General features: G+C 43.5%; 19 protein-coding genes. 14 read left to right on the top strand and 5 right to left on the bottom strand.

All coding sequences use genetic code 11. The annotated features are described in order from the left end of the window. Positions 1 to 15 precede the first annotated feature (15 nt). A complete protein-coding gene (prmB, locus tag RTJ53_RS00285) occupies positions 16 to 1,038 on the bottom strand; it encodes a 50S ribosomal protein L3 N(5)-glutamine methyltransferase (protein WP_312275906.1) in 1,023 nt (340 codons plus the stop codon). 689 nt (positions 1,039 to 1,727) lie between these two features. Between prmB and RTJ53_RS00280 the strand changes: the two genes are divergently transcribed. Next, positions 1,728 to 3,200 (top strand): L,D-transpeptidase family protein, encoded by a 1,473-nt coding sequence (locus RTJ53_RS00280; RefSeq protein WP_312275332.1) that lies wholly within the window; start codon positions 1,728 to 1,730, stop codon positions 3,198 to 3,200. A 184-nt stretch (positions 3,201 to 3,384) separates the two neighbouring features. Here the strand turns inward: RTJ53_RS00280 and RTJ53_RS00275 are convergent, their stop codons facing one another. Continuing rightward, positions 3,385 to 3,597: a hypothetical protein gene (locus RTJ53_RS00275; protein ID WP_312275331.1), complete on the bottom strand. Its 213-nt coding sequence runs from the start codon at positions 3,595 to 3,597 to the stop codon at positions 3,385 to 3,387. 409 nt (positions 3,598 to 4,006) lie between these two features. On the opposite strand from RTJ53_RS00275, the gene RTJ53_RS00270 reads away from it, so the two are divergent. From RTJ53_RS00270 to yaaA, 8 genes are all read left to right on the top strand, one after another. Continuing rightward, entirely contained in the window at positions 4,007 to 4,474 is a 468-nt protein-coding gene (locus tag RTJ53_RS00270) for a hypothetical protein (RefSeq protein WP_312275330.1), read from the top strand. 145 nt (positions 4,475 to 4,619) lie between these two features. Next, positions 4,620 to 5,048: a 30S ribosomal protein S6 gene (gene rpsF, locus RTJ53_RS00265; RefSeq protein WP_007114929.1), complete on the top strand. Its 429-nt coding sequence runs from the start codon at positions 4,620 to 4,622 to the stop codon at positions 5,046 to 5,048. Positions 5,049 to 5,063: 15 nt separating this feature from the next. Next, positions 5,064 to 5,291 carry a 30S ribosomal protein S18 gene (gene rpsR / locus RTJ53_RS00260; protein WP_036594162.1) on the top strand — a complete coding sequence of 76 codons (228 nt, stop codon included), beginning with the start codon at positions 5,064 to 5,066 and terminating at the stop codon, positions 5,289 to 5,291. 15 nt (positions 5,292 to 5,306) lie between these two features. Further along, positions 5,307 to 5,765, top strand: coding sequence for a 50S ribosomal protein L9 (gene rplI / locus RTJ53_RS00255; RefSeq protein WP_060994380.1), 459 nt, complete (start codon positions 5,307 to 5,309; stop codon positions 5,763 to 5,765). 275 nt (positions 5,766 to 6,040) lie between these two features. Beyond that, on the top strand, positions 6,041 to 7,462 hold the full coding sequence (gene dnaB / locus RTJ53_RS00250) for a replicative DNA helicase (protein WP_036594166.1): 1,422 nt from the start codon (positions 6,041 to 6,043) through the stop codon (positions 7,460 to 7,462). A 27-nt stretch (positions 7,463 to 7,489) separates the two neighbouring features. Next, complete coding sequence (gene alr, locus RTJ53_RS00245; protein WP_312275329.1) at positions 7,490 to 8,575, top strand: alanine racemase; 1,086 nt, start codon at positions 7,490 to 7,492, stop codon at positions 8,573 to 8,575. Positions 8,576 to 8,701: 126 nt separating this feature from the next. Beyond that, positions 8,702 to 9,622, top strand: a complete 921-nt coding sequence (gene argF, locus RTJ53_RS00240; RefSeq protein WP_312275328.1) for an ornithine carbamoyltransferase — start codon at positions 8,702 to 8,704, stop codon at positions 9,620 to 9,622. 98 nt (positions 9,623 to 9,720) lie between these two features. After that, positions 9,721 to 10,527: a peroxide stress protein YaaA gene (gene yaaA, locus RTJ53_RS00235; protein WP_312275327.1), complete on the top strand. Its 807-nt coding sequence runs from the start codon at positions 9,721 to 9,723 to the stop codon at positions 10,525 to 10,527. Positions 10,528 to 10,754: 227 nt separating this feature from the next. Here yaaA and groL read toward each other — a convergent pair whose 3' ends face one another. Both groL and RTJ53_RS00225 read right to left on the bottom strand, forming a co-directional pair. Next, the gene (gene groL, locus RTJ53_RS00230; protein ID WP_312275326.1) at positions 10,755 to 12,395 is read right to left on the bottom strand and encodes a chaperonin GroEL; all 1,641 of its coding nucleotides are present in this window, start codon (positions 12,393 to 12,395) and stop codon (positions 10,755 to 10,757) included. Between the two features lie 156 nt (positions 12,396 to 12,551). Further along, on the bottom strand, positions 12,552 to 12,845 hold the full coding sequence (locus RTJ53_RS00225; RefSeq protein WP_198001374.1) for a co-chaperone GroES: 294 nt from the start codon (positions 12,843 to 12,845) through the stop codon (positions 12,552 to 12,554). A gap of 402 nt (positions 12,846 to 13,247) precedes the next feature. On the opposite strand from RTJ53_RS00225, the gene RTJ53_RS00220 reads away from it, so the two are divergent. Then, positions 13,248 to 13,952 carry a DUF3108 domain-containing protein gene (locus RTJ53_RS00220; protein ID WP_312275325.1) on the top strand — a complete coding sequence of 235 codons (705 nt, stop codon included), beginning with the start codon at positions 13,248 to 13,250 and terminating at the stop codon, positions 13,950 to 13,952. A 272-nt stretch (positions 13,953 to 14,224) separates the two neighbouring features. Then, entirely contained in the window at positions 14,225 to 15,628 is a 1,404-nt protein-coding gene (locus tag RTJ53_RS00215) for a hypothetical protein (RefSeq protein WP_312275324.1), read from the top strand. A 52-nt stretch (positions 15,629 to 15,680) separates the two neighbouring features. Here RTJ53_RS00215 and RTJ53_RS00210 read toward each other — a convergent pair whose 3' ends face one another. Then, positions 15,681 to 16,571, bottom strand: coding sequence for a LysR family transcriptional regulator (locus RTJ53_RS00210; RefSeq protein WP_095356087.1), 891 nt, complete (start codon positions 16,569 to 16,571; stop codon positions 15,681 to 15,683). 246 nt (positions 16,572 to 16,817) lie between these two features. On the opposite strand from RTJ53_RS00210, the gene leuC reads away from it, so the two are divergent. The 3 genes from leuC (at position 16,818) to RTJ53_RS00195 (ending at position 19,820) form a co-directional block, all read left to right on the top strand. Continuing rightward, positions 16,818 to 18,236 carry a 3-isopropylmalate dehydratase large subunit gene (gene leuC / locus RTJ53_RS00205; RefSeq protein ID WP_099808268.1) on the top strand — a complete coding sequence of 473 codons (1,419 nt, stop codon included), beginning with the start codon at positions 16,818 to 16,820 and terminating at the stop codon, positions 18,234 to 18,236. A 9-nt stretch (positions 18,237 to 18,245) separates the two neighbouring features. Beyond that, positions 18,246 to 18,896, top strand: a complete 651-nt coding sequence (leuD, locus tag RTJ53_RS00200; protein ID WP_007114912.1) for a 3-isopropylmalate dehydratase small subunit — start codon at positions 18,246 to 18,248, stop codon at positions 18,894 to 18,896. A 285-nt stretch (positions 18,897 to 19,181) separates the two neighbouring features. Beyond that, positions 19,182 to 19,820, top strand: coding sequence for a hypothetical protein (locus tag RTJ53_RS00195; protein WP_312275323.1), 639 nt, complete (start codon positions 19,182 to 19,184; stop codon positions 19,818 to 19,820). Positions 19,821 to 19,868 lie beyond the last annotated feature (48 nt).

Here is a 19,868-nt window from a genome sequence, read left to right as displayed (position 1 = left end):
ACCCTAAACAAGGGCTTACGAACAAGCACTCACATACTGCTCAAAATATGCCCGATTTTCCATCAATTCATCATAATCCATGGCAAAAATCCCATGCCCGCCATGTGCAAAGGTTAACCAATCAAACTGAATTTCAGGATAGGCTTGGCGCAGTGCCCATTCACTATCCCCCACCTCGCACACTAGCAAGCCGTCACGAGTTAGATAATCTGGGGCGCTATATAAAATATGATGCACCAAATCCAAGCCATCTTGTCCCGCTGCCAATGCATGGTCTGGCTCATGCAAGAACTCGGGTGGTAAATCTGCCATCGTTGCCGCATCGACATACGGCGGGTTGGTCACAATCAAATCATATTGATTTTCTGCAGGTACTTTTTCAAATAAGTTTGACTCAATCAAATTGACCTGATGGTTCATATGGTGATGATCCACATTGACCGCTGCTACTTCTAGCGCGTTTTTATCGATATCACTGGCATCGACCATTGCATCAGGGAAACGGCTTGCCAAGGCAATGGCAATACACCCTGACCCTGTACACAAATCGAGCATACGCTCTGGCTGTGCTAACTGCTTATCATACAAGCCGTGTTCAAAAAACTTTTTGTTGTTGTCGCTGCCAGCGATTTTTTCAACCAAATCATTCGGCTCAAAATACGGATAAAATTGCTGACGAATCAGCTCAGCAATTGGCGAGCGTGGAATCAATACCCGCTCATCCACATAAAATGGCAAATCGCAAAAATAAGACAAATTAATTAAATAACTCAAAGGTTTACGCTCAATGATACGGCGCTGCAACAGTGTCAATACTTCTGATTTTTCGCTATTGGTCAGGCGGCAATCTAAAATTTGCTCATCGGCAGACCAATCAAGCGACAAGGTTTGTAGCACAATGGCAGAAGCTTCAGCAAACTCATCTGTGGTACCTTGCGCGACTACCACATCATGCTCGCGTAATTTACTGACCCCAAAACGGATAAAATCGCGAATCGTTTTTAGGGTTTGGTGGGCTTCAGCAAACTCTTGTTGCATGGTGTCAAAGATGTCATCTGATTCGCTTTCTTCATCCATATCAAGTGCTTGCAAATCGATTTGCAAATCGTCAAAGTCTTGTGAATCTTGATTTTGGTCAAAAGATGGTGTGTGAGAAACATTGGCTGATGCAAATGGCGATGATGACATAGTGGTTAACCTAAAAAATTTTGAATTAAAATTATAATATACTTTGATTTTTTTACAAATTATTTAACGAGCTAAAGTTATTTAACAATCTAAAGGGTCGCAGATTTGTACAAGTCAATTTTTCATCATCGAACTGTTAAATAAACATTGTAAAAATAAATGTTGCGCGCAGGTTTAAATATTTTAAACCCTTTTTTGCCTTAATCTTGCTATAAAAATACCGCTTGGTTAAAAAATTTTACCATTGTCTATGGTGCGATTTGTTAATGTTAGACTTAAAGCATGTAAATTCGCCTATGGGACAATTTATCTATACAACAATTTAACGGCGTAAAAACTAAGTGTGCAGCGAGGTTTCATGGTGCAAGGTTGTTAAACACCTTGGCAAACGCTACTTAGATTGCCGTACTGCCAACAAATGAGCCATTGCCCGACAAGTTGATTTTTATAGTATAATTGCTGCCAATTTATGCTTTTGTTGTACGTTATTTATATTGTTCCTTATTTTTATTTGTTATTGCCGATTATTGAGTCAATCTATGAAAAAATTTGTACTGTCTACCTTAGCTTGTCTGATTGCCAATCAAGCATTTGCAGCCACCAACACGGTCTCAGACACCACTACCGCCAAAACGGCACCCGCCACCAAAGCTGTGACCAAAAAAACGACCACGACTAAAACTGCCACCACAAAAGCAGCTAGCGCCTCTACCGCAGCCGCGACTGCTAAAAAAACCACCACCGATAGCAAAACGGCTAAAAAAACGCAAAGCAAAACCGCGACTGCTACTGCTAAAAAACCGCAAACAGCCAAGCCCGCAGCGAGCGTCACACAATCTACCACCACGCCGAAAGTCGCCTCGGCTACTGCGGTGACGGCGGCAAAACCAACGCTAGCAGCAACCGATATCCCTTTGACTCCAATCCCAGCCACCACCACGGCATTAGGCATTAAAGATGATACCACACAAACAGGTATCGACAGTGACTATACCTCGGGGGCAGGTGTCGCAGGCGCGAGCTCTGAAGAAGTCAACAATACCACGACGGCTGCGCCAACTTTTGACCCGACGACGGTAGGTAACAATAAAACAGCAACGACACCTGCCAGTTTTTCTAACCTAAATTTGTCTGACTACGCACAGCTAGTCAATAGTGCCGACTGGAAACCCGGTCAAAATGTTAACTCAGCAACGACCTTAAAACTTCAAGCCTTGTTAGATTGGAATCATGCTTCACCGGGTCCGATTGATGGCGGCTGGGGTATGAATGCCAAAAAAGCGCTCAAAAACTTCCAAGCCATGCACGGACTACCCCAAGATGGTCGTATGAGTGCAGAAGTTTGGCAACGCTTAAATGAAAAAATCCCTGCCAATCAGCCTGTCTTGGTCGGTTATACCTTGACGCAAGAAGATATCAAAGGTCCTTATCAGCCAACACCAAGTGGTAGTGAAGCCAAATCTAAAATGAAAGGTCTATACTATCAAGACGTCCAAGAAATGTTGGCTGAACGTTTCCACATGGATATTCGCTATCTTAAAAAGCTTAATGGCGATAAAAAATTCACTGTGGGTGAAACCATCACCGTCTTTAACCCAGGCACGCCGCTCAATGAGAAAATCACCCATTTGGTTGCCAAAAAAGCGGACAATATCTTATACGCTTATAACGGTGACAGGCTCATTGCTACTTATCCTACCACGGTCGGTAGTAGCGACACCCCATCACCCACTGGCAGTTTGACGATTGTCAATCGCGTCAAAAACCCTTGGTACCGCGCCAGTAGCGGTGAAGGCAAAGATAAAAAAGTGTTTATGTTGCCGCCAGGACCCAACGGTCCAGTTGGGGTGGTATGGATGGGACTGAGTAAGCCATCATACGGTATTCATGGCTCGCCCGTTCCTGAAGGCATTAGCCGTCAAGCCTCGCACGGCTGTGTTCGCTTAACGAACTGGGATGTGCTCGAAGTGTATGCCAATGTTGATACAGGCACCAAAGTAGATTTACAGTAGCTGTTGAGCCACAGGGGTTAGCACCACAGTTTAGCGTGAGTACTATACACTTTTAACCTTATTAGCCATAAAAAAACCGCTTAGCTATTGTTAGTTAAGCGGTTTTTTCAGTTCAACGGTTTTTACTATGTATTATTATCTAGTGAGCTGCTGCATTATCAAAGCGCCGTTTAGGGTATGACAGTTATGGTGTGACAGAGGTTTTATTCATACCCAAACTCTGTAGTTTTTTTACCACTACCCAAGCAATCGGAATCGACAATACCAGCCCTATGATGGCTGCCGTCACAATGTGTTGAGCCTCATCAAAACCTGTCACCAACGCAATGGTCATTAAAACACCGATAGTCACACCAGAAGCGATTGTGAAAATTACGCTAAATAATTGCCAGTTCATAACAATTCCTTATGATTGTGTAAATAGATGTATTTGTTAGGTATAGTTATAGTCCAATTCCACACTCAAAACAAGGAAAAAAAAGATTAAACAAATGCACAACCTAAAACAATTGGTTATCAATTCCACATTTTTAGTAAGGTTTAATTTGAATCAAATGTATTGAGAAATCTAAAAAATTAGCTTTTTTTCCGATTAATATCATTGATATCGAGGAATTTAATTAGCTTTATAAGCATTAATGAAAAAAAATTCCACCCATTTTTTAAGTTCGATGGCACATTTTTTAGTAACCATGACCCAATAACATGACTTGGTTAAAAAATTTGGGTAAAAAAATTTTCTATAATCTGCTATGTTAGCGGTGTTTATCAATTGTTTAACACAGTAAAGGACAGGAGTATTTAACATGCATCGACAATTTTCTTTTTTTGCCGCTATTAAGCCATCTACTAAACGCCTAGCTAATAAACGCCTAGCTACTAAACACCTAAGAAGTGCCGCTGCAGTGGTTGGCTCAGCCATCGCCTTGGGCGGTTGCGCCTCTACCACAGGTACCGGTGTTATGGATGCTAATAGCACTATCAGCACTGCCAACAATGTCGGCATGGCGATATTTAAAGCCGCGGTAAATCAACAATGCCAGACTCAATTACAAAATAACCAATACTGGCGCTTGGGCAGCGTGTTGATGACTTCCGAGAAGCAAGCAGAGGTAGCGAGCAATGTCTGTAGCTGCGTCAGCGAAAAAGCCCCGCAGTCTGTCACCATTGTCGATTTGACCACAGCAGCAGTTGACCCGACCGCGCGCAATGTCATTGTGGCGCGTGCGGTATCGAATACCTTGCAGCAATGCGTGGGTGAATTTGTTAAGTAAATATTAACTTGCTACTGAGTGTGCGCTACTATATAATAGCGCACCTTGTTTATACCAATATAGTTAGACGATTCTAACTTAGGTGCATTCAATCTCCTTGCTGTTGACACGGGGTCAACGGCTGTTTAATCCGTGAGGAGTCTTTATGAGACATTATGAACTGGTATTATTGGTTCACCCAGACCAAAGCGACCAAGTGGTTGGCATGGTTGAGCGTTATATCAACTTAGTAAAAGAACAAGGTGGTGCTATCCATCGCCTAGAAGATTGGGGTCGTCGTCAATTAGCTTACCCAATCAACAAAGTTCACAAAGCTCACTATGTGCTATTAAACATTGAAGCGGGTCAACAAACGCTTGATGAGCTTGAAGAATTATTCCGTTATAACGATGCTATCATCCGTAGCTTAGTTATCCGTCGTGACGAAGCGATTACTGAAGAATCACCATTAGCAAAAAGTGCTGAAGAAAAACGTGCTCGTAAAGCTTCACGCCGTAACGATACAGCTCAAGATGACTATCAATCAAATGATGATGAGTCAGAAGTTGATGCTGAAGACAACAACGACGAATAATTAAGGAGACTAATCATGGCACGTTTTTATCGCCGCCGTAAATTTTGCCGTTTTACTGCTGAAGGCATTACCCATATCGATTATAAAGATATCGAAATCCTAAAACAGTATGTCACTGAAAGTGGCAAAATCGTACCAAGCCGTATCACTGGTACTTCAAACAAATATCAACGCCAATTGGCTGTAGCAATCAAACAAGCGCGTTATCTTGCGTTGGTTCCTTACACTGACAGCCAAAAATAAACCGAGGAGTGATATATGCAAGTTATTTTATTACAACGTATCGCTAACCTAGGTAAACTAGGCGATACTGTTAACGTAAAAGCAGGTTACGGCCGTAACTTCCTTGTACCACAAGGTAAAGCATTACCAGCCACTGCTTTTAATATCGAAAAATTTGAAGCACGCCGTGCAGAACTTGAAAAAGTAGAAGCTGATGAATTAGCGGCTGCTAATGCCCGTGCTGAAGCGCTACAAGACGTTAATGTTATCATCCGTGCAAAATCAGGTGATGAAGGCAAACTATTTGGTTCTATCGGTACTCGCGATATCGCCGATGCATTAACCAAATCTGGTTTACCTGTTGACCGTTCAGAAGTTAAATTGCCTGAAGGTGCATTACGTCAAATTGGCGAATACAATGTTGATATCCAATTACATCACGATGTAATGACCAACATTCAAGTCACTATCTTGGCAGAAGATTCAGCTGCTTAATTGATTATTGACTTATCAAAAAGAGATGGCTTTGCTGTCTCTTTTTTTTATTGTTTGCGGCGTAAAAATTCAACAAAAAAGCCTAAAATTCAAGCTGATTTCATTCAAAAAAATTGCCGTTTTTTTATATTTTTCTCATTAGAATTTGGATGGTTTTTTCGGTATATTGACTGTTCTATTTCGATGCGTGTGTTAGACTCACAATTTGCAACCGATAACTTTTAGCAAACTTTTGCCCTCTCAAACTATTTAAAATAACTTTATCACAGGTCATCATGGCAGACGATAAAACCAAAGAGAACGATCTTAAGACTACTTCGCTGACGCAGCATCAACCGCACAGTATGGACTTAGAAAAGTCCGTCCTAGCATCGCTGATGAGCCTTGAAGAGTCGTTTGATCGCATCTCAGATATTATTACCAAATATGATTTTTATGCACAGCGCCATCAATATATTTTTGATGCCATCTCTCATCTTGCCAATGCCAATGAGCCGTATGATGCCACCATGGTGATGGACTGGCTCGACATGCAAAAACTGCTTGAGCCCGCGGGAGGTAGCGATTATCTAGGCGATATCCTATCACAAAGCCCAGCGACGCTGTTTAACTTGACTGCTTATGCACAGCGGGTCAGGGAATTTTCGACCTTACGCCAAATCATTAAAGCCGGCAGTCATATGCTAGAGCTTGCCTTTGACCCAAAAAATCAAAGTGTCAGTGATATTTTAGACACCGTTGAAAGCGAAATTTTTGCCATCAATGAAACCCATAGTCGTCAGTCAAAACACAAGGGTCCTACCCAACTGAGCGATGTTATTACCAATGTCGTCAATAATATCCAAGAACTTAAAGACCATCCTGAAGGCATGATTGGGCTTAAGACCCCGTTTGAAGAACTCAATAACAAAACCCAAGGGCTACAAGCGGGCGATCTCATTATCGTGGCAGCGCGTCCTTCGATGGGTAAAACCACGTTTGCGATGAATTTGGCAGAGAGTATTTTATTTCATACCGATTTACCCGTAGTGGTGTTTTCGATGGAAATGCCTGCCGAGTCAATTGTGATGCGTCTATTGTCTTCTTGGGGGGCGATCAACCAAACGCACTTGCGCTCAGGTCAAATGAACGAAGATGAATGGGGTAAACTTTCCAATGCCATCGCCCATCTGCATGCTAAAAAATTGTATATCGATGACAGTACCGCGCTACCGCCATCTGAGGTTCGCTCGCGCTGTCGCCGTATTGCCAAAGACAATGATGGCAAACTTGGGATGGTAATGGTCGATTATCTACAATTGATGAAAGTCCCAGGCTTAGGCGATAACCGCGTGGGTGAGATTTCGGAGATTTCACGAAGCTTAAAAGCGCTTGCCCGTGAGATGAATTGCCCTGTGGTCGCTTTATCACAGCTGAATCGGAGTTTAGAAAATCGCCCCAACAAACGCCCGATTATGTCGGATTTACGCGAGTCGGGTGCCATTGAGCAGGATGCCGATTTGATTATGTTCATTTATCGTGATGAGGTTTATAATGAAAACAGCGATGCTAAAGGCACAGCTGAAATCATTATCGGTAAACAGCGTAATGGACCTATTGGGACAGTGCGACTCTCCTTTGAAGGGCAATTTACCCGTTTTGGTAACTTAACCCCTGAATTTTACCAAACCGCTTCCTTTAGCGAACCTGATGAATAAAAATTTTACTGCAACAAGGTCAAGATTGTGCGTCAAACCAGCATCACCATCGATTTAGCAGCGCTTAGCCATAACCTACAACGCGTCAAAGATTATGCCCCGACCGCCAAGGTGTTAGCCATGGTCAAAGCCAATGCCTACGGGCATGGCGCAGTCAACTGTTTACCCGCCGTAGCACAAGCCGATGCCCTAGGTGTCGCTTGTTTGCAAGAAGCGATAGAACTGCAACAGGCTGGCTGGCAAAAATTAATGGTAGTGATTGAAGGCGCGTTTTCGTTAGCGGAATGGCAATATTGTACAGCGCATCAAATCCAGTGCGTGGTGCACCACCAACGCCAATTAGACTGGGCATTGCAGCAGCCTGCAAAAACCGGCGCAACCGTCTGGCTAAAACTAAACACCGGCATGAACCGCCTTGGCTTTACATCGGGTGAAATCAAGGAAATTGCCCAGCAACTCACTGAGGCAGGCTACAAGATTGTTTTGACCACCCATTTTGCCAATGCTGATGTCATCGATCATCCCAATAACCAACAACAATTTGAGTTATTTGATTTAACCCTACAAATGCTACGTGACCAAGTAAACCCAGCGATTAAAGGCTCTTTGTGTAATTCAGCAGGGATTGTCAACTGGTCAGACCGGCATTATGATTGGGTACGCCCAGGCATTATCTTGTATGGGGCAACGCCTGTAAACCATGCCACTGCCAAACAGCTAAATCTGCAACCCGTCATGCATTTTAATGCCAGTATCATGGCAATTCATATGCTAAAAGCGGGCGATAGCGTGGGTTATGGTAGTCGCTGGACCGCCCAAGCCCCAGCGCGCATCGGCATTGTCAGTGTGGGTTATGCTGATGGTTATCCAAGGGTGATTAGCGATGATGCGTATGTCGTCGTCGCAGGTCAACAGGCGCCTATCATCGGTCGCGTGGCGATGGATATGTTGATGGTGGATTTGACCCACATTACTAAAGTGAATCTTGACTGCCCTGTGCAGCTTTGGGGTAACGCACCGAGCATTGATGAAGTGGGTAGCTGGAATGACACTATTAGCTATGAGCTGTTAAGCGTGGTCACCCGACGTCCAACGTGGATTTATCAGTCGTAACTGTTAATTACTCTACTGAGGTTAAAGTGACACAAATGCGTCAATTTGCTAGACAGTTTGGATAAATCCGCTATACTGATAGTTTACTGTAATGTTTATTGACAAAATTGGGATGTAGGACAGGCAATGAGTACCCGCCATTTTTTGACGTTATTGGATTTTAGCAAAGAAGAATTGATGCAAGTGATTAAACGTGGCAGCGAACTGCGTTTGATGCAGCATGAAGGGGTTATTTATCAGCCTTTTGTCGGTCGTACCTTGGGGATGATTTTCGAAAAATCGAGTACCCGTACCCGTATTTCGTTTGAAACAGGGATGGGACAGTTTGGCGGCCATGCCATATTTTTATCACCTCGCGATACCCAGCTTGGCCGTGGCGAACCGATTGAAGACTCAGCACGTGTCATCTCTCGCATGGTCGATATCGTCATGATTCGCACCTTTGAACACAGTATTGTTGAAAAATTCGCCCAGTATTCGCAAGTGCCTGTTATCAATGCGCTCACTGACGAACAGCATCCTTGTCAGCTACTAGCCGATATCCAAACCTTTATGGAACACCGTGGCAGCATCGAAGGCAAAACGGTGACTTGGATTGGGGATGGTAATAATATGTGCGCTTCTTTTATCCATGCCGCGCATCAATTTGGCTTTCAATTGCGGGTTTCAGCGCCTTATGGGTTTGAACCCAATGCCGACCTCATAAAACAGTATTCGTACTGTGTAGAGCTGGTTGAAGATGTTAATGAAGCGGTCAAAGGCTCGCATTTGGTTGCCACCGATGTATGGGCAAGTATGGGGCAAGAGAGCGAGCAAAATACTCGTGCGCGGCGATTTGCCCAATATATGGTGACCCGCTCATTACTGGATAAAGCCGATCCAGACGTATTGTTTATGCATTGTCTGCCTGCCCACCGCGGCGAAGAAATCTCCTATGATTTGCTTGAGGATCCGCGCGCTGTGGTATGGGATGAAGCCGAAAATCGTCTGCATGCCCAAAAAGCATTGATGGAATTTTTGTTAAAAGATAAAATCAAACTCGCCTAATCTATGTGGTCTGGGCGTTATCTTTGCGCCCTGCTCTGCCATTATCATTATCTTAACCGCTCGAATTCTTAACCGATAAAGTAAACGGAACATACCCCATGTACTTTGTGCTCTCGCCTGCCAAAAATTTGAATGAAAAAAATGATTTACCTTTCGATTTTAGTCAACATTACACCCAGCCTGCTTTGATGGCGCACGCTTGCGAATTGATGGCTGAATTAAAAACATTAGCACCAACCGATTTGTCGGCGTTGATGAGTATCTCAGGTAAACTTGGGCAATTAAATGCCGTGCGCAACCAAAATTGGCGATGGGACACTACTCAGCCATTTAGCACCGATCATGCTGATATACCTGCTAAAGCGGTGCTGTATTTATTTGATGGCGATGTCTATACAGGTTTGGCAGCGCAGCAAATGACTGAACAACAAGTGCACTATTTAAATGAGCGATTAGGAATATTGTCTGGGTTGTACGGCTTGTTAAAACCGCTTGATTTGATGCTACCCTATCGCCTGGAAATGGGCACAAAACTAAAAAATCCCAAAGGCGAGAATTTATATCAATTTTGGGGCGATACGATTACCGATTTAATCAATCAACGCATGCCAGAAAATAAACACAAAGTTTTGGTAAACTTGGCTTCCAATGAATATTTTAAAGCAGTCAATCCCAAAAAAATCAGCGCGGATATTATCACGCCCCGTTTTGAAGACGGCAAAGATGGTAAATATAAAGTGATAAGCTTCTATGCCAAAAAAGCGCGCGGGTTGATGGTGCGTTTTGCTGCTGAAAATCAGCTGACAACCGCGCAACAGTTAAAAGACTTTAACTTGGAAGGCTATCAGTTTATTGAAAATGCTTCCAGCTCAACTGAGTATGTTTTTAGACGGGATAATGATTAACTGCGCCGCCATTTAACGCAAAATATCCGCCCATAAATTCCCACTCATACTATCTTTTAACACATTTTTATTGAATACACCGATAGTTTTGGCTTGTGGGAGTAAAGCGGTCGGTAGTTCCATCGTCATGGTTGTGATAATTTCCCTAATTAAAAAACCCTATTAAACTGAAGTTTAATAGGGTTTTGATTTTAGCTAAATGGCTTGAGTGGGATATAATCTTTCGATTACATCATGCCGCCCATACCACCCATGCCGCCCATACCACCCATGGCAGCAGCGCCAGCATCTTCTTTCGGCAAGTCAGTAATCATTGCTTCTGTCGTAAGCATCAAGCCTGCCACAGATGCTGCGTTTTCAAGCGCTGAGCGAGTGACTTTGGCTGGGTCTAAGATACCCATTTCTAGCATATCGCCGTATTCACCAGTTGCCGCATTATAACCGTAGTTACCTTGACCGCCTTTGACTTGGTTTACTACTACAGATGCTTCATCACCTGCATTGCTGACGATTTGACGAAGTGGTGCTTCCATCGCACGACGTAAAATGTTGATACCCGCGGTTTGGTCATCATTGTCACCGTTGACATTGTCAAGCGCAGAGATAGCACGAACCAATGCCACACCACCACCTGCTACAACGCCTTCTTCGACGGCAGCACGAGTTGCATGCAAGGCATCATCCACACGGTCTTTTTTCTCTTTCATTTCAGTTTCAGTCGCCGCACCGACTTTGATAACTGCAACACCGCCTGCGAGTTTGGCAATACGCTCTTGTAGCTTTTCTTTGTCGTAATCAGAGGTTGATTCTTCGACTTGGCGACGGATAGAGGCAACACGATCATCGATTTCAGTTTTTTGACCGGCACCATCGACAATCACGGTGTTTTCTTTACCAACAGTCACTTTTTTGGCAGTACCTAATACTGATAAATCCGCAGTTTCTAAGCTCATGCCCATTTCTTCTGATACAACCGTACCACCCGTTAAGATAGCGATATCTTGAAGCATTGCTTTACGACGGTCACCAAAACCAGGGGCTTTAACAGCACAAACTTTTAAACCGCCGCGCATGTTATTCACAACCAAAGTTGCCAAGGCTTCGTTTTCAACATCTTCAGCAATGATCAGTAAGGCTTTACCAGATTTCATCACGTTTTCAAGCAGTGGAATCAACTCACGGATGTTGCTGATTTTTTTGTCGACTAACAAGATTAATGGGTTTTCTAGTTCAGCGGTCAATGTATCTGCTTTATTAGCGAAGTATGGGCTGATGTAGCCACGGTCAAACTGCATACCTTCAACGACTTCAAGGGTATCTTCAAAGCCTGAACCTTCTTCAACCGTGATCACGCCTTCTTTACCCACTTTTTCCATCGCTTGAGCGATTAAATCACCGATAGTTTGGTCAGAGTTAGCTGAGATAGAGCCGACTTGCGCGATGGCTTTGGTGTCATTGGCTGGGGTTGAAAATGCGTGGATTTGTGCAACAACGGCACGTACACCTTTATCGATACCACGTTTTAAGTCCATTGGGTTCATGCCAGCGGCAACTGATTTCATGCCTTCTTGCAAAATTGCTTGGGCTAAAACAGTCGCTGTGGTAGTACCGTCACCTGCAACATCATTGGTTTTGCTTGCAACTTCACGGACCAGCTGTGCGCCCATGTTTTCAAATTTGTCATCAAGTTCGATTTCTTTAGCCACTGATACGCCATCTTTAGTGATGGTGGGTGCGCCAAAAGATTTGTCGATAACCACGTTACGACCTTTAGGGCCCAATGTTACTTTAACCGCATTTGCCAATACGTTGACGCCGTCAATCATTTTTGCACGGGCATCAATACCAAATTTTACATCTTTAGCCATGTTAAATTCTCCAAATTATAAATTTTTATTTGTATAAGGTAGTCCAAATTGCTACCACGGTTGCTATCAATTACTTTACCAAGTACTTAACCAGTTAGATTAAGACTGGGTAAATTAGCTTTTGGGTAAAAAACGATTGTTTAGAGCAATGACTGATTAACCTTCAATCACACCTAATACATCACTTTCTTTCATAATCAATAATTCTTCACCATCTACTTTAACTGTTGAGCCGGCATATTGACCAAATAGTACTTTGTCGCCGACTTTGACATCGAGCGCACGTACATCGCCGTTTTCACGGATTTGACCATTACCTACTGCAATGACTTCACCTTGAGAAGGTTTTTCTTGGGCACTGCCTGCTAGTAATAAACCGCCAGCCGTTTTTTGTTCTTCTTCGCTGCGACGCACGACGATACGATCATGTAAAGGACGAATTGCCATAATCTACTCCATAAATTAACTGTTAAATTATTGTTTGAAAGCCGTAGTTAGCTTTGAAAGCTGTGATCAGCTCAGAGGTCAGCTCAAAAGACCACCGCTATTTTGCCAACCACAAAAAGATGATAACTATCTGTTTGCATAAATAATCATATGCTTATCACATGTTATCAATTCACTGTCTAACAGTGGGGATGTATGCCAATTTGTTCAAGCAGAAAATTACGAAATTTTGCAATTTGTTGTCAATTTTTTAACCCCTTCACCCAAATACCTCATAAAGACTTTCGTTTATTGCACAATCACAATCTTTTGTTAACTAGCTTGTATTTGCTTGCCGTCAATACTACTGTATGCATACCAAACAGATTTAACCTTATCTTATGAACGTTATTTGATGGATGAAACATGAAAAATTCTTTAGTAAAAAAACTGTTAGTAAGTACTTCACTCGTGTCAGCGGTGTCAGCGATGGCTATCACCCCTATGGCGAATGCAGCAGTTGCCCCTTTTAATGCAACCTATAATTTTAATATTGAAGGCAAATACAATGGTACCGCAAGCCGTGTATTGACCCAAACTGGCAATCAGTATTTTTATAACGTCAATGCAAGTGTCGGTAAATTAGCCAGTGCCAAGCAAACCGCCAATTTTGTCAATTCTAATGGCGCTATCTTACCGGTCAGCGCGTTAACCCAATACAAAATCTTAGGAACGGGTCGAACTACCACATTGAACTTTAATAATGCAAAAAAACAGCTAGTCACCAATTATAAAGGTCAAAATAAAGTCATTGCTTTGCCACAGCCTGCGTATGATGATTTGAGTTTGGAAATTCAAATTCGCGAGGATTTAAAAGCAGGCAAATTCCGTGGTAACTATTACATGGCAGATCGTAATACAGTTGAAGCGGTGCCCTTTAAAAAATCTGCCATGACTCGCATTACTGTGCCAGCGGGCACTTTTGATGTGGTGCGTATCGATCGCGTGCATGATGACAAAGACCGTCAAACCAGTTTTTGGTTAGCCCCAAAACTTGATTATCTGCCTGTCAAAGTGGTTCAAAACAATGATGGTAGAAAAATGGAAATGAATTTGGCTAGAGTAAATTAATACTTTGTCATGTTTTGATTCAAACACCGATTATATCAATCGGTGTTTTTTTATACTTATGTCACTGTAAATACTCTATTAGTGACTTATCAGGTCAGAAATTGGCGTCATTTTTGTAAGCCATAAGTTGTCAAGGCGTAAGTTTTTAACTATTCTTTGTAAGTCCATTGGAAGGCATCACTATCCTGTCTAAGTTTTTCATACCTTTTAGCAACCTTTAGCAAGCTCTCCAATTCGCACTTTATCAATATCCATGTAAAAGGGAGTATTTCATGTCATTAAGATTGCAATCCTTAACACTCGCTATTGCCAGCATTTCATTTGCTAGCGCTGCCCAAGCCGCGGGGCTTGACCGCTCAACTCAGCCAAGTTGGGGGTTTACGCAAGATGGCACTTTTGCTTACATCGAACGAATTACCATTGACCCATCGATTACTGGCAAAGACAACGCTGCCACCACCCCTTCGCCAACCACGTATGAAGAAGGTCGCGATACCAACAACATGGCGCTAAACTATGATTTTATCAATTATGGGGCAAAAGCAGACATCAATGATAAAGTCAGTGTGGGTGTGTTTTTTGACCAGCCGTGGGGCGCGGATGTTGAGTTCACAGGCAATAATAACTTTGTCAATGGTACAGTCAGCGCGCAGCAGGTTGCTGGTGCAGGACAAGCGGCGCAAGCAGCCGCCACAGCTGCAAAAACCGCTGCTGCTGCTTACCAAGCAGATCCAACCAACCAAACACTCGCTTATAACGCGGCTAACGCGCTTAAAACCGCACAGCAAGCAGGGGCAGTCTACAATCTAGCTAGCAATATCGCTCAGCACCCCAACGAAGGTACCAATGTCTCTGTTGATAGTAAAAACTTCACAGGTTTGGTGGGGGTCAAATTTGGCGAAAAAAATAATTGGCAAGTATATGGCGGGCCGGTATTACAAAAATTAGAAGGTGAAGTGCATTTACGCGGTAAAGCCTACAATTCTACCCAAGGTTATGATGGTATCTTTGCCCAATCGAATGGTTATGGTTGGATGGCAGGTTTAGCCTATAGCAAACCTGAGATTGCGCTTAAAGCGGCGTTGACTTATCGCTCTGAAATTGATCATAACACCGTAGCGTATGAGTCCATGCCTGCAACTAGCGAATCAGGCAGTTATGACATGACCATCACTACCCCAAAATCCGTGAATGTTGACTTTCAAACAGGTCTAAACCCAACCACGCTATTGACCGCAAAACTGCGTTGGGTACCTTGGAGTGATTTTTCCATCAAACCGCCTCTTTATAATGCAACGACCAAAAAAGCCACAGGGGCGGATTTTAAACCCCTATACCCCAATGGTTTAAACTTGATTGATTACTCAGATGATGGCTGGGCAGCAGAAGTGGGCTTGGGTAAAAAATTAAGTAATCAATGGGCAGTATCAGGCTCAGTGGGTTGGGATAGCGGCGCGGGTGATCCTACCACCACCTTAGGGCCTGTGGAAGGTCATTGGAATGTGGGTCTAGGCGCCAAGTACAATGTTACACCCGAAGTCGCCGTGTCGGCAGGCGTGAAATATTTGATGTTTGGCGATGCCAAATCAAAAATCCCCAATGGCGATTTAGTGGGGGATTTCCAAAACAACGATGCTTGGATTTACGGCCTGCGTTTAACTTATCAGAAGAAGTAAGTCCCATAAAAAAAGCCTATCACATCGATAGGCTTTTTTTTATGTCGAACCATTAATCGCGATGTTTACCATCCACCTCTAATCCCAACATGTCAAGCAAGGCTGCCATGCTTGCAGATACCGTGATATTGGGGTTGGTGACCAAACCCAAATAGCGTTGCAACTCAACGGGGGTATCCATATTAATCGGCTGTAAATCTTGATTGACTAATGTTTGCGGCAACACCGACCAGCCTAGCCCAACCGATACCAACATACGAATTGATTCTAGCGGATTGGTACTCATCGTGGCATACGGTTTTAAGTTATATTTGGCAAATTCAGCTAAAGTGATTTGGCTGGTAAAGGTATTGGCGGCGGGTAAAATCGCTGGATAATTCGCCAATTGCTCAAGCGTCACGTTCATTTTATGCGCCAGTGGCGATAAAACACCCGTTACAAAATGCAGCGGATCTGACCATAGCATATGATAATTTAGACGTTTATCATACACAGGGGGTAGCGTTAAAAAAGCCAATGACAAGTCCCCATCAAGGACTGCTTTATGCGCTTGCTCAGAATCGACAAAATGCACTTCAAGCTGTACCGCAGGATAGCTTTGGATAAATTGTTTGAGGACAGCTGGCAAATGATGTAAGCCAATATGATGACTGGTACCGATAATCAGCTTGCCTGACACCGTTTGCTGGCGGTTTTTAAGATTAATTTTTAGATTATCATAATCATCTAGCCAGCGTTTGGCATGGGGTATCAAGTCATGCGCCGCTTGGGTTGGGATAATACCACGACCCACAGTATCAAAAAGTGTGACATCAAATTCGTCTTCTAAGTTTTTGATACGCTTACTTACTGCAGGCTGTGTAATAAATAGTTTATCAGCCGCCTGCGAGATACTACCTGTTTGCATAACCGCTAAGAAAGTATTTAAATTTGTGGTATTCATCTTTCCCCCAAAACTAAAACCCTACCATTTGATATAAATAAAAGTTTCATTCTTTAAAAAATACATTAAATAAGATTATAAGACAACGTATGGACAAATACAATTTATTTAATCGTCCAATACATTCCTAAAATTTTTATAAAATATAAAAATCATCAATTAAAATTATCATTTTTCTTTGTTATAATGGCGTTATTGTTTACCCAATTACTACGCCCTTTTATAAAAAACCATAGGATATGTGTCATGGCAGCGCAAACGCTTTATGATAAACTTTGGCAAGATCACTTAGTCAATCAACGAGACGACGGTTCTAGTCTTATCTATATCGACCGTCATTTATTACACGAAGTAACAAGCCCGCAAGCATTTGAAGGCTTGTCTTTGGCAAATCGTGACCCTTGGCGTTTGTCAGCAAACGTCGCCACCCCTGATCATAATGTCCCGACGGTGGCGAGCGAACGTAAAGAAGGGGTGGCAGGCATTAAAGATGACGTCTCTCGCCTGCAAGTAGCCACACTCGATGAAAACTGTGCCAAATTTAACATCACTGAATTTACCATCAATGACGTGCGCCAAGGCATTGTGCATGTGGTAGGTCCAGAACAAGGTTTAGTGTTACCTGGGATGACCGTGGTATGTGGCGACTCACATACCGCAACCCATGGTGCGTTAGGCTGTCTTGCCCACGGCATCGGTACCAGTGAAGTTGAGCATGTATTGGCAACACAGTGTCTTGTGCAAACCAAGATGAAAAATATGCTTATCAAAGTCGATGGCAAATTGGGTGAAGGTGTCACGCCAAAAGACGTGGTACTAGCGATTATTGCAAAAATCGGCACCGCGGGCGGGACAGGTTACGCCATTGAATTTGCAGGCGATGTGTTCCGTGACATGAGCATGGAAGGGCGTATGACCGTGTGTAATATGGCGATTGAAGCCGGCGCACGCGTTGGTATGGTGGCCGTTGATGACACCACCATTGAATACGTCAAAGGTCGTCCCTATGCGCCTACGGGTGAAATGTGGGATAAAGCCGTGGCTTACTGGCAAACCCTGCATTCAGATGCTGATGCCGTGTTTGATACCGTCATTGAGATGGCAGGCGCGGACATTGCACCCCAAGTGTCTTGGGGAACATCCCCTGAGATGGTGGTGGATATCAGCGCGCACGTCCCTACCCTAGATGCCGCAAAAGATGACGTACAAAAAGAGGCTTGGACACGCGCTTATGAGTATATGGGTTTGACCGCAGGTCAACCGGTCACTGACATCAAAGTCGATCGGGTGTTTATCGGCTCCTGTACCAACTCACGTATTGAAGATATTCGCGCGGCGGCGGCTGTTATCAAAGGTCGCAGAGTCGCAGATAGCGTCAAAGAAGCGATTGTGGTAGCTGGTTCTGGGTTGGTTAAACAACAAGCAGAAAGCGAAGGGCTAGATAAAATCTTTACTGCAGCGGGTTTTGAATGGCGGGAGCCAGGCTGCTCGATGTGCCTCGCCATGAATGCGGACAAATTGCAGCCAAAAGAACATTGCGCCAGTACCTCCAATCGTAACTTTGAAGGTCGTCAGGGCAATGGCGGACGCACCCATTTGGTCAGCCCTGCGATGGCAGCTGCCGCGGCATTAGCCGGTCATTTTGTTGACGTGAGAAATTATTAAGGTAGAACTATGAAAAAATATACCCTTGAGCAGGGCATTGTCTGCCCACTAGACCGCTCAAACGTGGACACTGACCAAATCATTCCAAAACAGTTTTTGAAATCTATCAAACGTACAGGATTTGGTGCCAATCTATTTGATGAATGGCGTTATTTAGACGAAGGCTATCCTGGTCAAGACAATAGCAAACGCCCTATTAACCCTGATTTTATTTTGAATCAGCCCCGTTATCAAGGTGCTAACATTTTGCTTGCGCGTAAAAACTTTGGTTGTGGTTCAAGCCGTGAGCATGCCCCTTGGGCGCTCGAAGAATACGGTTTTCGCACGGTGATTGCGCCCAGTTTTGCCGATATTTTCTACAACAACTGCTTTAAAAATGGCATGTTGCCAGTGATTTTAAGCGAAGATGCGGTCAGTGAATTGTTTGCCGAATGTTTTGCCCAAGATGGCTATCAATTAACCGTGGATTTAGAAAAACAGCAAGTGATTTCACCATCTGGCAAAAGCTATGCGTTTGACGTCGATGAATTCCGTAAGCACTGTCTGCTCAACGGTTTAGACGATATTGGTCTGACATTACAGCAAGCTGATAGCATCAAAGCGTATGAAGAAAACGCCAAACAATCACGCCCTTGGGTATTTGGCACAGGCGCGGCTTGAAGTACTGCTTGGTTAGGTAAATCTACAATGTCAGTAGCGCTTCATTATTGATAGTCTATCATTGAGAGCTTATCCATCATGTATCCCAATCTGCGTATAAGCCGCGTCTAAAAAGGCATTTTTTGACAAAGGTTGGGATATTGGTTATGTTAGTCACATCTTAGCTTGCCTAGGACTGTGTGTAAATCATGACATCATCCGCCATGATTATCATCGTCTAACTATGGCAGGCACCCTGTTACTGCAATTTTTTAATTGCTTTTTTGATTTGAGGGAATAACGACCATGATGTTTACGAAGCGCTTTTTTCACTTTGACTGTTTGCCTGTTGTAGCCATTGCAATTTGTTCAGCAGTGGCGCTATCTGGCTGTCAATCAATGACAAATCAGCCAAGCGCACGCGCCAAACCCTCAGTGGTAACAGCGCCGCAACCGATTGCTGCAGGCAAAAGCACCCTAAAATGTACGGGTATTTATGCCTGTGAAATCAATCGTATTGGCACGTTGTCAGTTATTAATCAATCAACTCACACCCCTAGCGCTACACTTGGCAACCATAGCTCAGTGACTAGCCCAGTGACCGTCACACCTTTCATGAGTAAGCCGCAGAGCAAGTCTACTATACCAAATTACTTGGTAAGTTTTCCCAGTGGTCAGCACATGGTTGCCACCCGTTTTTATTTGGATGAAGACTTGACGACGGTTGAAAGTTTTAGTTTTATCCATCGTTTTGAAAGCGGTAAACGCTATGAGCTCAAAGCCTACCGCCAAATTCAAAAGACCGATTATAGTTTGCTAGCGCAGTCTGCCCCAACGCCACTGTGTATTGATTTGTACGAAAATGCCAAACTTACCAATCAATGGTGTAAAAAACCCAATCAGCAAGGCGCTTTATCGAATGAATTTGTAAAAGTGGCTTTATAGATGTGCCTTAGAGCGTCACGCAAAAAGCGTCATTCAATAACGCTTGAT

It is taken from the genome of Moraxella sp. CTOTU46711 (genome assembly GCF_031975715.1).
Classification (GTDB): Bacteria; Pseudomonadota; Gammaproteobacteria; order Pseudomonadales; family Moraxellaceae; genus Faucicola.
The sequence above is the reverse complement of the archived record's forward strand: the minus strand, read 5'-3'. Positions and strand labels throughout refer to the sequence as shown.

Coding starts and splice junctions, on each gene's coding strand:
- prmB (WP_312275906.1), bottom strand. CDS start 1,038: ATGCAACAAGAGTTTGCTGAAGCCCACCAAACCCTAAAAACGATTCGC.
- RTJ53_RS00280 (WP_312275332.1), top strand. CDS start 1,728: ATGAAAAAATTTGTACTGTCTACCTTAGCTTGTCTGATTGCCAATCAA.
- RTJ53_RS00275 (WP_312275331.1), bottom strand. CDS start 3,597: ATGAACTGGCAATTATTTAGCGTAATTTTCACAATCGCTTCTGGTGTG.
- RTJ53_RS00270 (WP_312275330.1), top strand. CDS start 4,007: ATGCATCGACAATTTTCTTTTTTTGCCGCTATTAAGCCATCTACTAAA.
- rpsF (WP_007114929.1), top strand. CDS start 4,620: ATGAGACATTATGAACTGGTATTATTGGTTCACCCAGACCAAAGCGAC.
- rpsR (WP_036594162.1), top strand. CDS start 5,064: ATGGCACGTTTTTATCGCCGCCGTAAATTTTGCCGTTTTACTGCTGAA.
- rplI (WP_060994380.1), top strand. CDS start 5,307: ATGCAAGTTATTTTATTACAACGTATCGCTAACCTAGGTAAACTAGGC.
- dnaB (WP_036594166.1), top strand. CDS start 6,041: ATGGCAGACGATAAAACCAAAGAGAACGATCTTAAGACTACTTCGCTG.
- argF (WP_312275328.1), top strand. CDS start 8,702: ATGAGTACCCGCCATTTTTTGACGTTATTGGATTTTAGCAAAGAAGAA.
- yaaA (WP_312275327.1), top strand. CDS start 9,721: ATGTACTTTGTGCTCTCGCCTGCCAAAAATTTGAATGAAAAAAATGAT.
- groL (WP_312275326.1), bottom strand. CDS start 12,395: ATGGCTAAAGATGTAAAATTTGGTATTGATGCCCGTGCAAAAATGATT.
- RTJ53_RS00220 (WP_312275325.1), top strand. CDS start 13,248: ATGAAAAATTCTTTAGTAAAAAAACTGTTAGTAAGTACTTCACTCGTG.
- RTJ53_RS00215 (WP_312275324.1), top strand. CDS start 14,225: ATGTCATTAAGATTGCAATCCTTAACACTCGCTATTGCCAGCATTTCA.
- RTJ53_RS00210 (WP_095356087.1), bottom strand. CDS start 16,571: ATGAATACCACAAATTTAAATACTTTCTTAGCGGTTATGCAAACAGGT.
- leuC (WP_099808268.1), top strand. CDS start 16,818: ATGGCAGCGCAAACGCTTTATGATAAACTTTGGCAAGATCACTTAGTC.
- leuD (WP_007114912.1), top strand. CDS start 18,246: ATGAAAAAATATACCCTTGAGCAGGGCATTGTCTGCCCACTAGACCGC.
- RTJ53_RS00195 (WP_312275323.1), top strand. CDS start 19,182: ATGATGTTTACGAAGCGCTTTTTTCACTTTGACTGTTTGCCTGTTGTA.